Here is a 14,025-nt window from a genome sequence, read left to right as displayed (position 1 = left end):
GGACAGCGCAGTTCGTAGACTGGCGTCGATGAACGGCAACGACGCTCCGGACGAACCTGACTTCCTTCCGACGCTTCGCCTCGTCGACACCGGTGCGAACACGGGCGAAGTCATCTACACCGCGTCGAGCCATTGGTCACCGGGCGGCCGCGTCTTTGGCGGTCAGGTCCTGGCGCAAGCGATCGTCGCCGCACAGTCGACGATCGACGACCGCGCGATCCACTCCATGCACGGGTATTTCTTGCGGCCTGGCGACATCGGCCAGCCGATCACGATCGCCGTCGAGCGCATTCACGACGGCCGATCGTTCGCCACACGCCGCGCACAGGCCTATCAGGGCGGTGTCCCGATCTTCTCGATGATCGCGTCCTTCCAGCGATCGGATGTCGGGGTCGAGCATCAGGTCTCGGCACCCGAGGGTCTTCCGGACCCGGAGGCCCTCCCGTCGGCCGCCTCGTTGCTGCAGGCGATCGACCACCCCGTTGCGCGCGCGTGGGCGAAGCGGTCCATCGACGTCCGGCACGTCGAGGGGCCGGTATTCGTCGGTGCGGCGGATCAGCGCACTGCCCAGCAGGCTGTGTGGATGCGCGTGCTCGGCCAACTCCCGGACGACCCGTCATTGCATCGCGCGATCCTCGCGTACGCGAGCGACCTGTCGATCCTCGAACCGGTGATGCGTCGGCACGGACTCGCTTGGGGAACGCCCGGCCTGAAGACGGCGAGCCTCGACCACGCGATGTGGTGGCACCGCGATGGTCGCGCGGACGAGTGGGTGCTCTACACGCAGGACTCCCCGAGCGCCCAAGGCGGGCGGGGGCTCGCGTTCGGGCGCATGTTCGATCGCGAAGGCCGGCTCCTCGCCACGGTCGCCCAGGAGGGCATGGTGCGAGCGCCGAGTTTGTGAGCGCCCTGCGCCCGCATGAGCGCTTGTCGCATACATAGGCGCTCGTCGCCCGGACGAGCGCTTCCCGCCCGCGTGGGCGCTCCTCACCGATGAGCGCCGGTCGACTCCAGCAGGGCTACGGCCGAGAAAATACGACCGGCTCGTCGATCCACGGCTCGCAGGCCGCACGTTCCGCGTCCGAGAGTCGCCTCGGTCGTTCCGTCGCAGCATCGACGAGCACGAGCGTCGTCGACGCCCTTGTGTAGAGCACCGGAGGCGTGACGCCCGCCGGCGAACACACTTCGTAGGAGACGTCGAGGCTCGCGCCGCCGAGACGGCCGAACCAGAGCTGGACGTCGAGCGGTCGGCGGAAGTACGGGATCGAGGCCAAGTATTCGAGTCGTTGTCCGGCAATGACCGTCAGCGTTCCGGACCCCGGTCGACCGTCGATCACGGGAGCTGGATACTCGCCCGGCTCCGGAGTCTCGTCGGCATCCGGAGCCCAGAACGCGAGGATTCGCGCTTCCTCGAGCAGACGAAGCATCGCGGAGTTGTTGACATGCCCGTAGGCATCGATGTCGCTCCAACGGAGCCGCACCGGAACGTGGAGTCGCGCCACGCTCAGTCCCGCGTGAGCTTGCGATACGTGGACCGGGAGGGCTTTGCGGCGTCAGGGCCGAGTCGCGCGATCTTGTTCTCCTCGTACGCCTCGAAGTTGCCTTCGAACCAATACCAGCGAGGCCGGCCGTCGTCGTCGAGCCCTTCCCACGCGAGGATGTGCGTGGCGATACGGTCCAGGAACCACCGGTCGTGCGTGATCACGACCGCGCACCCGGGGAATTCGAGCAGTGCGTTCTCGAGGCTGCCGAGCGTCTCGACGTCGAGGTCGTTGGTGGGCTCGTCGAGCAGGAGCAGGTTGCCTCCCTGCTTGAGGGTGAGCGCGAGGTTCAGGCGGTTCCGCTCACCACCGGACAGCACCCCGGCTTTCTTCTGCTGATCCGGCCCTTTGAACCCGAACTGCGACACATACGCACGCGACGGGATCTCCGTCTTCCCGACCTGGATGTAGTCGAGGCCGTCCGAGACGACCTCCCAGAGGTTCTTGTTCGGGTCGATGCCCGCGCGAGACTGGTCGACGTAGGAGATGTCCACCGTGTCGCCGACCTTGAGGTCGCCGCCGTCGAGCGGCTCGAGCCCGACGATGGTCTTGAAGAGGGTCGTCTTACCGACACCGTTCGGGCCGATCACCCCGACGATGCCGTTCCGAGGAAGGGTGAAGGACAGGTCGTCGATGATGATGCGCTCCCCGAACTGCTTGTGCAGCCGGTCGGCGTCGATGACCTGGGATCCGAGTCGCGGGCCGACCGGGATGACGATCTCTTCGAAATCGAGCTTTCGGGTGCGCTCAGCCTCTGCCGCCATCTCCTCGTACCGAGCGAGCCGCGCCTTCGACTTGGCCTGACGACCCTTCGCATTCGAGCGCACCCACTCGAGTTCCTCGGACAGCCGCTTTGCGAGCTTCGCATCCTTCCGGCCCTGGACCTCGAGACGCTCGCGCTTCTTCTCCAGGTAGGTCGAGTAGTTCCCCTCGTACGGATACAGGCGTCCGCGGTCGACCTCCGCGATCCACTCGGCCACGTGGTCGAGGAAGTAGCGATCGTGGGTCACGGCGAGGACGGCGCCGTGATACTTCGAGAGATGCTGTTCGAGCCAGAGCACGCTCTCCGCGTCCAGGTGGTTCGTCGGCTCGTCGAGGAGGAGCAGATCCGGCTTCTGGAGCAGGAGCTTGCAGAGCGCAACGCGGCGCTTCTCCCCGCCCGAGAGGTGCGTGATGAGCTCATCGCCCGGAGGACACTGCAGCGCGTCCATCGCCTGTTCGAGCTGCGAGTCGAGATCCCACGCGTCAGCCGCGTCGATCTCCTCTTGCAGCGTCCCCATCTCGGCGAGGAGCGCGTCGAAGTCGGCATCGGGCTCTGCCATCGCGGCGGAGATCTCGTTGAAGCGGTCGACCTTGCCCTTGATGTCGCCGAGTCCTTCTTGGACGTTCTCGAGCACCGTCTTTGACTCGTCGAGCTCGGGCTCCTGCATCAAAATGCCGACGGTGAAGCCCGGGGTCAGTTTCGCCTCACCGTTGGACGGCTGATCGAGCCCGGCCATGATCTTGAGAATCGTGGACTTGCCGGCGCCGTTCGGACCGACCACGCCGATCTTGGCCCCCGGCAGGAACGACATCGTCACGTCGTCGAGGATCAGCTTGTCGCCGACGGCTTTGCGGGCGCGAACCATTTGATAGATGTACTCAGCCATGTCCGGCCCAGTCTACTGATCGGCTTCCGAGCCGACGTCCTGTTCGAACATCGCGGGGATGCGCGACCTGCCGAGCATTCACCGCTTAGAACGGCGTCGGAACGGAGGCGGGCTGCCCGAAGGGATCGGCACCCGACCGAGCACCACCGATCGCGACCGCCTCGTCGCTGTCCGCACGATTGACGACGCCATCGGACGCGGCGCTGTCCTCGGGCACCTCGATCTGACCGTCGTCCGTCGACGGCGCGTGCTCGTCCGCGACCGCTCGGGGCGTTCGCTCCCACGTGCCGGTCCCCCAGGCGAGGTCGTGGCCGATCGACTCGGCCTCGATTTCCACGGCGATGCCGCTGCGCTCGTCTCGTTCCCAGTTGCGGATCCGCAGCCGCCCGAAGACGACGACACGATCGCCCTTGTTCACCGACGCGGTGAGGTTCGCCGCGAGCGACCGGAATGCGGTCACCGTGAACCAGTTCGTCTCGCCGTTCGTCCACGACGAATTGGAGCGGTCCCACTTTCGTGATTGCGAGGCGACACGGAGGCTGGTGATCTCGAGGCCGGCCTGGGTGACAAGGTGGCGCGGCTCGGTTGCGACGATGCCGCGGACTGTGATGATGTCGTTCATGCGTCGATGTTCGACGCACCGAGCGCGCCGGAGCCGCGCCGCGCCTCCCAGCTGTGGAGGAGTTGCAGCGATCGAGACCGGTGGAGGGCCCGAGGGTCAGCAGCACGCCGCTCGTCACCCCACCGGGGCACGACGCGTCAGGAGCAGATGCTCAGTGCGCGCGGAACTCCGGTCGGCTCGCGAGCGGCCCGAGCGCGGCGTGCACCGCACGCTTCGCCGTCTCGAGATCGGGATATGCCCCTCCGCCGGTGCGCCGCCCGTACATCTCGACGACGAACCGGTCGCGCTCCCGGTGGATGCACCCCACCGCGCCTGCCTCACCGACTGCGACCCACGTCGCCGTTCCGTCGATCGTCTGCATCATCGACCACCTCCTTGTGGACCGGTGACGCCGCCAGCCGTGGATCGGCTAGGACGCCACGATGTAGCGACTGTACGCCTTGCGGATCTTGTTGACCTTGGGAAGTGCCACGGCCATGCAGTAGCCCTGGCCAGGGTTCTTCGCGAAGAAGTCCTGGTGGTATTCCTCCGCCCGGTAGAACGCGCCGAGCGGCTCGATCGTGGTGACGATCCCGCCGTCCCAGATCTCGGAGGCGCGCTCCCGGGCCGCCTCGAACAGCGCCTTCTGTTCGTCGCCGTCGAAGAACATCGCCGACCGGTATTGCGTGCCGACATCGGCTCCCTGCCGATTCAGCTGCCGGGGGTCGTGCAGGGTGAAGAACACGTCGAGGATGACCTCCGCAGGGATCTGCTCCTCATCGAAGGTCACAGCCACCGCTTCCGCGTGTCCGGTCGTCCCCGTGCAGACGAGCTCGTACGACGGACTGTCGGTCACGCCGCCCGTGTATCCGGACACGACGTCTTGCACGCCTTCCAGCGTGCGGTACACCGCGTCCAAGCACCAGAAGCATCCACCCGCAAGCACAAACGTCGTCATTGCGATCCCTTTCGTCGTCCGGGTCAACGCCGGCCGCGGCTCATCGTATTCCGCTCGCGCGCCGAGTCGGCACGGGAGCGATCCACACCTCCCCGCCTGTCCTCCCTGAGACCGGCATGGTCAACCACTATGGTTCGGCCATGCAATGGTGGAATGACTTCCTGAGCTGGACCGGATCGACCTCCGGATGGCGCGTCCTCTCCGGCGCGATCATCCCCTTCGTCGCGATCGTGCTGGCGGGGCTCATCGCGGCGCTGATCGGGCGAGCGGCGACCAAACGCGCCGTCGACATGCACGACCGGGAGGCACGGAACGCCGCTGTCGCAACCGTCCTGTCCGCCGCGCGGAAAGCCGCGAACTGGGGCAACCTCGGGCATGACGAGCGCGCCTACGCCGATCACCTCGCGGAGGACGCCGACATCCGTCTGCGCCTCCTGCCGATCGCAGGCGCTGTCGTCGCCGCGAACTGGGCGCAGCACGAGATCGCCGACATCAAGAAGAACTCGTCCACGTTCAGCTTCCAGGCCGAGCAGTCCCTCGCCGAGTTCCGCGACCGGATGCTCGAGTGGCAGATGCGTCCCGCGAAGGCGCGCAAGCTCTTCCGCGCCGATCTCGAGCGCTGGAAATTCGAATCCCCCGACCCCGACCACGATCTGATCCGGCGCCAGCAGCAGTGGAACGCGGACCAGAAGCGCACCGGTGGCGCTCCGGATTCACCCCGCACCACACCGGAGGCGCGTCCCACCCCGTCGTCGCCGTCCGCCGCGACACCCGCCCTCAAGCAGCCACAACCGCTCAGCCCAGCCGCGTCCAACGGGAATGCTCGGTTCGAGGGCACCGCAATCGGGCAGACCGCGAATGCAGAGCACGACCCGAGCAGCGATTCCGGAAGCGACCGATCAGTGGGGCTCCCTACGGCTGCGCCGCTCCCGCCGGTAACCGGTGCGCTCACTGAGCCGAAGGGCGACGCCGCCGCAGTCGTCCCGACGACCACGAGTTCTGTTCCGACGCGGATCGAGCAGGGAAATGTCGAGCCGGCGGATCCGCACGAGACCGACGAGTCGCCGTACGCCCACCCCGTGAGTGCCAGCGAGCTTCGTCGCCGGGCCGAGGAAGACGACGATCTCTGATTCCGTTTGCGGCGCGGGGCGGTCGTGCCCCTGGCAGGATTCGAACCCGCGGCACGACGGGTAGAAACCGTCTGCTCTATCCACTGAGCTACAGGGGCAAGGAGGCGTCGCTTCCCCGCGTCAAGCAATCCTACGGGGAAGCCTCAGGCGGCCGAGCGACGCTCTGCTCGGCTACGCACCTCGGGGACGAGCGGGTGCTCAGCGCGGGCGTGCACCGTGCGGACGAGTGGGTGCACACCAGTGGAGCGCCCAGGTGGGATACGACGTGAAGTTTGCGGGGCGAACCGGGTCCGGGCCGCGCTCGGCTCGCGGAACCCGGAAGTCCGCGGTGACGCTCTGGTCTCATGCGCAGTTCCGGAATCACCTGCGTCATGCCGGCGCGAAACGCCGCTGCCACCATCGGAGCAGCGGTGTACTCCACGCTGCGTGCGCTCCCCGATGACGGCCTGCTCATCGTTCGCGACGACGGAAGCACCGACGGAACGGCCGATGTCCTGCGACGGATTCGCGATCGTCGGCTCAGCGTTCTGGTCGGGGATCCGATCGGCATCGCACGCTCGGCCAACGCCCTGCTCGACGCCGTCGACACCCCGTTCATGTGCCGGATGGACGCCGATGACATCTGCTTGCCATGGCGCTTCCGCGCGCAGCGATCAGTGCTCGACTCGGCCGACCTCGCGTTCTCGCCCTGGCTGCGATGGCGGAGCGGCACCGCCCTGGTCAAACCTGCGATGACGCGTCGCCTCGACGGCGACGTCGCTCGGCTGGAGCTGCTCGTCGAGAACCCGTTCCTCCATTCGTCGATGATCGGACGCACCGGGTCGATCCGCGCGATCGGCGCCTACCGCGATGTCGCGAGCGAGGACTACGACCTCTGGCTGCGGGCCGCGACCGCTGGCCTGCGCCTGCGGCGCTCGGGACCGCCGGTCGTCCTATACCGCCGACATCCGCGACAGACGTCGCAGCAGTCGGCATGGCTCGCGCAGCGGAGCGCGAGCACGCTCGTGCTCGACGCATGGAGCGTCCTGGCGAAGCAACTCCTCGGAATTGTGCCCGGCTGGTTCACCTGGCGGCGAGACGGCTTTCCGGCGAACGCGGTGCCGCCGGACGTCTCCGCGGACATCGCGCGAATGCGCGCTACGGTGCTTGACGCATCGGGGAGCGGCGCCGCCGAGGTGCTCGCCTGTCTTCGACGGATGGAGCGCCGCGCCGGCAGTGCCGCCACCTCGTCAACTCAGTGAGCCGCTCGCCCTGCAACCTCACCACGCGTGGGTCCGGCAGTCGCAACGACGCACCTCGGCGTCCCTAGCGCTCGACGAGCTCCGCTTCGAGCAGTTCGGACAGGATGCGATCCGCCTGGGATGCCTCGAGTCCGACGCGCTGCGCGATGCGCGAGGCTGGTTGCGGATAGTCCAGTGCGAGCCAGACGAGACTCGCGCTCGGAGACAGCACGTTCACGGTGCTCTGCCGCAGGACGATCACATGCTCAGCATCCTGAACCCAGTCGATGACGGCGCGCCGGTAGCGCCGTCCGGGCGTCCCCGGCGATCGATTCGCGGGCGCTCGGCGATCGTCGACCAGCATGTCGAGGATCGCCCGGACCTGGCTACTCTCGCCATACGTCAGGCGAAGCAGCGGACCCGCGCATGCCACGAGCACGGACAGCCGCGATAGCCCGTCGCGACGCCGCGCCAGGTGACTGACCTGTGGAACGAGATCTGGAATCGACGCTGCAAGGCTCACTCTACGGATGCGCGCCTCCCGAGTCCCAGGGCTGCGATCGAGCAGCACGAGCGCTCCGAGCGGGAGTCGCTCCGTCACCGGGTGCAGGCCGAAGTCCGCCGGTGCATGCTGGGTCTTCGGCGCCCCATCCGCAACGATCGAGATCGGCTTCGGATATGGCGAAACCACCCCGCTCGCGTCGACGACGAGGGTCTCGTCGCTGACATACTCGTCGGCGATCTCCCGGATCAGCGTCGATTTGCCGGCGCCCGATGGTCCCACGAAGCCGATCACCGAGCCCCGGCGCGCGAGACCCGCTGCGTGGAGCAGCGTCGCGTCGTCGCTTCGCCGCTCGATGACCGCGGCGGTGACACGCGCGACGATCGCGGCTGACAGTTCAGAGAACGATTGTGCGACGACGTCGGGCTGGCCGGGTCCGACTTCCGACCCCATCCGCATCGCGGCCGCACGCAAGGGCGCAAGCGAGGCGGATTCCGACTCCACCAGCAGACAGCGAATCCGCATCGCGGGCGGTTGTGGGCCCGTGGTAATGCACCCTGCCCAGGCACGGCGGAGTTCGCGCTCCCCCTCGATCGTCACACCGTGCAGAACGAGGTCGATCCGGACCCCGGCCGCCGTGAGCGCAATCGTCCTCATGCGGCGTCGACTCCGAGAGCTCGGTAGGCCGCGAGTACCCGCCCGAAGACGACGTCGGGTGTCTGCGCAGCGGCGTAGGCCGCCGCACGCTCGAGCCGGTCCTCCATGTCGAAGCGGTCGAGATCGTGGAGGATCGTGCGCGCGAATTCCTGGTCGCTCGCGTCGTCGGGGATGCTCACCGCGCGGCCATCGGCGAGTGCACCGTCACCATCGCACGCATGCGTTGCATACACGGGGCGCCGGCGCGCGAACGATTCGAGCAGCACAAGCGGGAGCCCCTCCCAGCGTGAGGTCATGACGAGCGCATGCGCATCATCCAGCGCGGAGACAACCGCATCCGACTGTCCCGGGAATGCCACGCTCACGCCGGCGGCCACGGCGGCGTCGACCGCGGTCTGACGCAGCGGTCCATTCCCCAGCCACATCGCTTGCACCGGGCGCTGGTCGGCGATGGCTGCCGCAACCCGCACGAAGCGAAGCGGATCTTTCTGCGGCTCGAGTCGGCCAATCCCGAGCAAGCGAAGCGGCTCGTCGCGACCGGGCTGCGTCCACCCGCGCGAGGGGCTGACGTCCACTCTGGACGCGGTGTTTCCGACGAGCCTGACCCGATCGCCGGCACCTGCACGATCGACCATCGCCCGTACCCCCTCCGACACCGCGAGCACGCGGTCCGATCGGAACGACAGGCGCGCAAACCCCAGCGACGGAAGCACCGTGTGCGCGTGCTCGACAGTCGGGATGCGGAGTGGCCGGGCGACCATGTTCGCGATGAGCGCCTCGCGGCGCTGATGGGCGTGCAGGAGCGCCGGACGCCGGGCCCGGACAGCCGCTCGGACGGCTGCGATCTGCCCGAGCACGCCGCTTCGGGACGCCTCCGGCAGCGACACGACCGAGACGCCATGCAGGTCGTCGAATGCAGCCCGCATCGGCCCGTCCCGACCGAGGACGGTCACCGCGAACCCGCGGTCCACGGAATACCGAATGAGGTCAAGCGCAACGCGTTGGGCGCCTCCCCAGTGAAACCCGTCGAGCAGATGCATGACATGCGGGGCGCGGGATCGACGACTGGCTGGAGGCGCGTGCACGACGCGATCCTGCGCCGGCCGTCCGCCGCCTCCTCCGACAGGGCCGCCTGCCGGCTCGGTTCCTCCTCCGGCTTTCACCTCGCAGATCGCCCGACGTCGGGATCGAAGCCGAGCACCGATCGCTCGACGAGGTTCGACAACCGCATCGCATACGCGTTCGTCAGGTGACCGCCGTCGGCCTTCACGACGACATCGTCGACGATCGCCGGGCAGTGCCAGGCTGCGTCGCAGAACCAGCGCGACGTGTCGACGAACTCCGCGCCTGCGCGCTGCGTCGCGGTCTGCTCGGCGGCTCGCTTCGCGAACCAGTCCGCTGACGGACTCCGCTCGCACATGCCCGGACCGAGCACGCGCGTCGCACATGCGGTGACGGGCGTCGTCTCCGGCGGCGAGCCGAATACGGCAACCCGATTCGGCGGCAGCCCGAGCGTGTCGATCGCGCGCACGACGGACCGAGCCCACGCGGCTTCCGGGTCGCCGGAGGTGCGTTGTCGCTGGTAGGCACCGAGCGCGCTCGACAGGACCACCCGTTCGGGGTCGAGGGCGTGGACCAGCGCGAGCGCGCGGCGCATCGCTTCTGCGCAATCCGATGGGAAGTCCGGACGTCGAAGCCGGTCCGCGGTCGGAGCCTCGGCGGCCGGACAACTCTCGAGGCCGATCCCGACGACGCGCCAACCGAGCGCAGCGAGCGGGAGGAGTGCGGGCAGCCAGCTCGCTGCGATGGAATCGCCGACAACGGCGATAGTCCGGTCGGCTGGCCCCCTGCCGAACGTGCAGCGCGCCATCGCTGTACGGAGCTCGGCGGCGGTGAGCCCGACTGGGTCGACGAGACAGCCGTGCGCCTGCACCGCCGCCGCAGCCGACGCGCTCGCGTCCACACGGTCCAGGGCAGGATCGGTCGACACCGGCCAGTGCGTGGACCGGAGAGAATCGGCAATCGCCTGCTCGATGGACGTCGTCGACGCGAACGACGCCGAGGAGTTCTGGCGCGCAGGAGGCGCGGCCAGCGCGTCGGGCTCGGCGAACCACGACGGCCCACGGACCTGCAGCCCCGTCAGGCAGACGACGAGCACCGCGGCGGTGCCCGGTACGACGAGCGGGTGCGCGCGAACGCTGCGCCGCCGCGGCCCTATGCGGTGACGTGCTTCGCTGAACGCTCGATGCCGACGGAACGGCTCTTCGATAAAGCGCGTGCTGATCGCGGCGAGGCCGACGGCGACGACGACCGACACCATCGGCGCCGCAACCGCCGGGAGGAGCGCAGCAGCGAAGACGGCGAGCGGAAGGTGCCAGAGGTAGAGCGAATACGAGATACGTCCGAGCCCGCGCAGCGGCCTACTCGGAAGAATGCCAAGTATCGCCTTGCATGCAAGGGCGCGGTGCACTCCTCTGCTCGGAAGGCGCTCCGAGTCCCCTGTCGACATCGAACGTCCTCCGAAGAGGATCGCGACCGTGGCGCACACGGGAACGAGAGCCCACGGTCCTGGGAACGGCATGGTGCCCGTGAGAAGGATCGCTCCGCAGGCCAGCACCCCGAGTCCGGCGCCGATCAGCATCGTCGACGCCGCCTGGCCCATCCGCCACCGTCGACCAGCGAACGCAGCCAAACAACCGACACCGAGCTCCCACGCTCGCGACTCCAATGAGAAATATGCCCACCCCGCGTGCGCGACCGACTCCCAGCACGCGACGACGAACGATGCGCTTGTGGCGACCGCGAGGAGCGGAACCAACCCGATGGACCAGCGAATCGGCGTTGCTGCGTCCCAGTTCGTGGCGCTCGCATGCCGCCGTCGCGCCAGCGCCACGACCACGAGGACTGCCGCGGGCCACAGGAGATAGAACTGCTCCTCCACTGCGAGCGACCAGAAGTGCTGCAGAGGTGAGGTGGAGCCGTCGTCCGCGAAGTAGCTCGTCCCGGTGCGGATCAGATGCCAGTTCTGCACCATCGTCGCAGCAGCAATCGCGTCGAATGCGACAGCCGTCGCGCGAGCCCGGAAGAACAGGACGGCCGTGGCGATCACCGTGACCGCGAGGACGACCAGCGCAGCGGGGAGAATTCGTCGCGCCCGACGTCGATAGAACGCGGCGACGTCGAGTCGGCCCGTCCTCTCGACCTCATCGGCGATGAGTCCCGTGATCAGGAACCCGGAGACGACGAAGAATACGTCGACGCCGATGAAACCGCCCGATGGCCATCCGAAGAGGTGCTGCGCAACCACAAGTCCGACCGCGACGCCGCGCAACCCTTCGATGTCAGCCCGCCGACCGCTGGCCAGCGACGACGTGGCGGCACGCGCTGCCTGGGGCGGGCGTGGCGATATCGGCGTCATCCTGATGTTCCGCCGGGCTCCAGTCCCGGCACCTTCGCAGCGACGAACGCCGCTCGGATCACCGGGGTCAGCCGCTCGACGTAGAGCGCGGTCGGATGGGCTGCATCCTTCTTGGTGAGCAGCTTGCCGACAAAGGCCGGGCATTGGCCGCCGGAAGTGCAGAACCACGGGCGGGAGTCGATCAGCGTGTAGTGCAGATCGGAGGCCGCCGCGAGCTGATCGGACAGCATCTCGCTCCACGTCGAATCGGGGGCGAGGACGCTGCTCACGCACGCCGAAGGCCCACCGAACGCGCTGTAGCACGCCCCGATGTCTTTGTCGTAGGGCGGCGGAGCGATGACGATCGTCTGCTTCGCGTCCGGCACCACACGTCGCATCATCGCCTCGAACCCGGCATGCCAGTCCGTCAGGGTGACCACCCTCCCCGTCGCCGGGTCGGTGCCCCTCCAGAACGTGTTGCCGACGATGAGGAGGTCCGGCTTCATGGTCGCCACCGCCTGTGCCTCCTGATCGCGGCGATCCGCGCAAACGGCATCTGCTCGGGTGTCGACACCGACCGCATGGTCGATGAACGGACACGCGTACATCGACGTGATCCGCAACGACCACGACCCCGTCCCGAAGATCGCCGCGAGCGCCGGAACATACGACTGGGCGATCGAGTCGCCGACGAGGACGGCCCGGTGCTCGGCTGTCGGTGAACCGAACGTGCACTCCGCTGCTGGGAGCCACGCGGCCGAACCACACCGCGCGGTATTTCCCGGAAGCGTCTCGTTCTTCACGTCGGCAACCGCAGGCTCAAGGCCCGCTGGCCACGAGCGTGCGGCGAGCGCTTGGGTGATCGCAGCGGTGAGTGCGCCCTGCGAGCCTTCGCCGCTCCCGCTCCCACCCGATGCGGACGGGGACGGCGTCGATACGGGTGCGGCCTCCGCGTTTCCCGTCGACACGGAGGCGCGTATTCCGTCCGTCCCCCACGCGACACCGACGGTCGCAGCACAGACGGCGACCGATATCCCAAGGGCGAGGAGGGGCCGGCGAGCACCACGCCGGTACGCACGCAGCCCAGCCGAGCTCGACGGCTGCAACCAGGCGCTCCGGAGCACAGGGCGCTCGATGCATCGCCACGACAGCACGGCGAGACCGAGCGCCGTCACGACGAGGATGACCGGGGCAAGCACCGCCGAAGACGTGCGGTCGCCGAGGAGGAAGACGACGAGCGGGCCGCCGAGAATCACAACCGGAAAGTGCCAGAGATACAGCGAATACGAGATATCCCCGCCCCACCGCATGAGCCGGTTATCGAGGACCCCGAATCGCCAGCGGTCGTCCGTGCAGCCGGCAAGAATCACGAGGGCTGCTCCAAGCGTCGGCAGGAGCGCGAGGGGCGCTGGGAACCGCTGCGCCCCGTCAATCACGATCATCGAGCCGACAATGATCAACAGACCCGTCCACGCGGAAGCGACGCGCACAGCATGCGGGATCCCCGACAGCCGCGGAGCGGCGAGGGCGAGCACGGCGCCGATGCCGAGCTCCCAGGCTCGGGCCGGCGTGGAGAAATATGCGACTGTGGGCGAGGTCGACGTCTCGATGAACGCCCAGGCCAGCGACGCGCCTCCGAGCCCGACGACGGTGAGCAGCGGCAGCACGGCGGCCCCGACGCGACCACGGCGGCGCATGCCGGCCCTCCGATGCACCGCCAGAACCACGACGAGGAGCAACGGCCAGACGAGGTAGAACTGCTCTTCGACGGAGAGCGACCAGAAGTGCTGCAGCGGCGATGTCGGACCGTCGGCCTGGAAATAGTCGGTCCCGACCGCTGCGAACCGCCAATTCGCCACGAACCCCGCGGCGGCGAGCGCGTCCTGCACGACGGTCGTGCCGCGCCCGCGCCCGTACAGGAGGAACGTCGCCGCGACCGTCACGGTCAATGCCGCGAACGCAGCGGGGACGATCCGACGGATGCGGCGCCGATAGAACTCGACGAACGAGATGCGGCCGGTGCGCCCGTGTTCGCGAACGAGCAGACCAGTGATGAGAAAGCCGCTGATGACGAAGAACACATCGACCCCGACGAATCCCCCGACCGGAGCATGAACCGTGTGGTTTGCGACGACGCCGGCGACTGCCACGGCCCGGAGACCCTGCACATCGCCACGCCGCACCGCCGTCGATCCTGCCGATCGCGCCATCGCCGAGCGCCTCCTCGTTCCTATCGCACGGAATCCTCCGCACGGACCCCGCCACTCGTGGTGTGTGATCGAGCGGAACTCTGCCGCCTTCCCGGTCGCCCTCCAATGCCGTGCTCGGAGGTGTCGCGGGAACGCGCCCTGCTTTCATCAGCTCGCTCAC

At 68.2% G+C, this 14,025-nt stretch carries 12 protein-coding genes and 1 tRNA gene; 3 read left to right on the top strand and 10 right to left on the bottom strand.

Annotated elements, in window-relative coordinates:
* The first annotated feature begins 28 nt into the window (after positions 1-28).
* The gene (locus CAM01S_RS02020) at positions 29-904 is read left to right on the top strand and encodes an acyl-CoA thioesterase (RefSeq protein ID WP_066515503.1); all 876 of its coding nucleotides are present in this window, start codon (positions 29-31) and stop codon (positions 902-904) included.
* A gap of 115 nt (positions 905-1,019) precedes the next feature.
* On the opposite strand, the gene CAM01S_RS02015 is transcribed toward CAM01S_RS02020, so the two are convergent.
* The 5 genes from CAM01S_RS02015 to msrA form a co-directional block, all read right to left on the bottom strand.
* Positions 1,020-1,502 carry an acyl-CoA thioesterase gene (locus CAM01S_RS02015; protein WP_174520403.1) on the bottom strand — a complete coding sequence of 161 codons (483 nt, stop codon included), beginning with the start codon at positions 1,500-1,502 and terminating at the stop codon, positions 1,020-1,022.
* 2 nt (positions 1,503-1,504) lie between these two features.
* Positions 1,505-3,190, bottom strand: a complete 1,686-nt coding sequence (ettA, locus tag CAM01S_RS02010) for an energy-dependent translational throttle protein EttA (protein WP_066515486.1) — start codon at positions 3,188-3,190, stop codon at positions 1,505-1,507.
* Positions 3,191-3,275: 85 nt separating this feature from the next.
* Positions 3,276-3,812, bottom strand: coding sequence for a single-stranded DNA-binding protein (locus CAM01S_RS02005; protein ID WP_066515483.1), 537 nt, complete (start codon positions 3,810-3,812; stop codon positions 3,276-3,278).
* Between the two features lie 151 nt (positions 3,813-3,963).
* Positions 3,964-4,176, bottom strand: a complete 213-nt coding sequence (locus tag CAM01S_RS02000) for a hypothetical protein (protein WP_066515480.1) — start codon at positions 4,174-4,176, stop codon at positions 3,964-3,966.
* A 45-nt stretch (positions 4,177-4,221) separates the two neighbouring features.
* The gene (gene msrA, locus CAM01S_RS01995; RefSeq protein ID WP_066515477.1) at positions 4,222-4,749 is read right to left on the bottom strand and encodes a peptide-methionine (S)-S-oxide reductase MsrA; all 528 of its coding nucleotides are present in this window, start codon (positions 4,747-4,749) and stop codon (positions 4,222-4,224) included.
* 140 nt (positions 4,750-4,889) lie between these two features.
* On the opposite strand from msrA, the gene CAM01S_RS01990 reads away from it, so the two are divergent.
* On the top strand, positions 4,890-5,879 hold the full coding sequence (locus CAM01S_RS01990) for a hypothetical protein (RefSeq protein ID WP_157071350.1): 990 nt from the start codon (positions 4,890-4,892) through the stop codon (positions 5,877-5,879).
* A 25-nt stretch (positions 5,880-5,904) separates the two neighbouring features.
* Here CAM01S_RS01990 and CAM01S_RS01985 read toward each other — a convergent pair.
* A tRNA-Arg gene (locus CAM01S_RS01985) sits at positions 5,905-5,977 on the bottom strand.
* Between the two features lie 246 nt (positions 5,978-6,223).
* Between CAM01S_RS01985 and CAM01S_RS01980 the strand changes: the two genes are divergently transcribed.
* Positions 6,224-7,120, top strand: coding sequence for a glycosyltransferase family 2 protein (locus tag CAM01S_RS01980; RefSeq protein WP_066515470.1), 897 nt, complete (start codon positions 6,224-6,226; stop codon positions 7,118-7,120).
* 64 nt (positions 7,121-7,184) lie between these two features.
* Here CAM01S_RS01980 and CAM01S_RS01975 read toward each other — a convergent pair whose 3' ends face one another.
* From CAM01S_RS01975 to CAM01S_RS01960, 4 genes are all read right to left on the bottom strand, one after another.
* Positions 7,185-8,258 carry an ATP-binding cassette domain-containing protein gene (locus CAM01S_RS01975; protein ID WP_066515463.1) on the bottom strand — a complete coding sequence of 358 codons (1,074 nt, stop codon included), beginning with the start codon at positions 8,256-8,258 and terminating at the stop codon, positions 7,185-7,187.
* Positions 8,255-9,343: a glycosyltransferase gene (locus CAM01S_RS01970; RefSeq protein ID WP_169795808.1), complete on the bottom strand. Its 1,089-nt coding sequence runs from the start codon at positions 9,341-9,343 to the stop codon at positions 8,255-8,257. The genes CAM01S_RS01975 and CAM01S_RS01970 overlap by 4 nt, the downstream gene beginning before the upstream one ends.
* A gap of 74 nt (positions 9,344-9,417) precedes the next feature.
* Positions 9,418-11,676 (bottom strand): acyltransferase family protein, encoded by a 2,259-nt coding sequence (locus tag CAM01S_RS01965; protein ID WP_066515455.1) that lies wholly within the window; start codon positions 11,674-11,676, stop codon positions 9,418-9,420.
* Complete coding sequence (locus CAM01S_RS01960; RefSeq protein ID WP_066515452.1) at positions 11,673-13,865, bottom strand: acyltransferase family protein; 2,193 nt, start codon at positions 13,863-13,865, stop codon at positions 11,673-11,675. The genes CAM01S_RS01965 and CAM01S_RS01960 overlap by 4 nt, the downstream gene beginning before the upstream one ends.
* Between the last annotated feature and the right edge of the window lie 160 nt (positions 13,866-14,025).

This window comes from Curtobacterium ammoniigenes NBRC 101786 (assembly GCF_001571045.1).
Lineage (GTDB): Bacteria > Actinomycetota > Actinomycetes > Actinomycetales > Microbacteriaceae > Curtobacterium > Curtobacterium ammoniigenes.
Note: the sequence above shows the minus strand (reverse complement) of the source record. Positions and strands in the feature narration are given on the sequence as shown.